This is a genomic window from Marinobacter sp. BW6 (assembly GCF_008107725.1).
In the GTDB taxonomy this organism is placed as follows: Bacteria; Pseudomonadota; Gammaproteobacteria; order Pseudomonadales; family Oleiphilaceae; genus Marinobacter.
The window spans coordinates 1-458 of record NZ_VIRN01000071.1 but is presented as its reverse complement, the minus strand read 5'-3'; the positions used below and the strand labels follow the sequence as shown (position 1 = coordinate 458).

1 protein-coding gene is annotated in these 458 nt (G+C 66.6%); it reads right to left on the bottom strand.

Translation table 11 applies throughout. The features are described from left to right. Positions 1–40: 40 nt before the first annotated feature. On the bottom strand, positions 41–458 hold a 418-nt coding region (locus FMN52_RS18505), incomplete at its 5' end, for a phosphotransferase (protein WP_148610101.1).

Sequence of the window (458 nt, the reverse complement as noted above, 5' to 3'; positions counted from 1 at the left end):
GCTAAAAAGCTGAACTGGGGCGTGGGCGGGAGTTTGCTCCTCAAGCCGACTTTGCCGCCTCCAGCCCTCCGGCCGCATAGTCCGGCACGCTGGCGCCCAGCCTCAGGCCCAGCTCCGGATTGGAGGCGTTGCCGTCCAGCGCACGTTTCTTGACGCCCTGCAGGATCGCGCCCATGCGGAAAAAGGCGAATGCGAGGTAGAAGCCGAAATCCGGTATCCCGCCGAGCCCCATGCGGGCACAATATCCGTCGATGAAGGCCTGGTCTTCGGGAATACCGAGGTCCTTCCGGCCGACCCCCGCGAGCCCCCGGCCCTCGGTCCCGGGCGGTCGCTGCCACTGCATGATCAGGGCGGCGAGATCGGCGAAGGGATGGCCGATCGTGGAGAGCTCCCAGTCGAGAACCGCGACGCAGGCCGGGCCGTCCTCGGCAAAGAGCAGATTGTCGATGCGGTAGTCC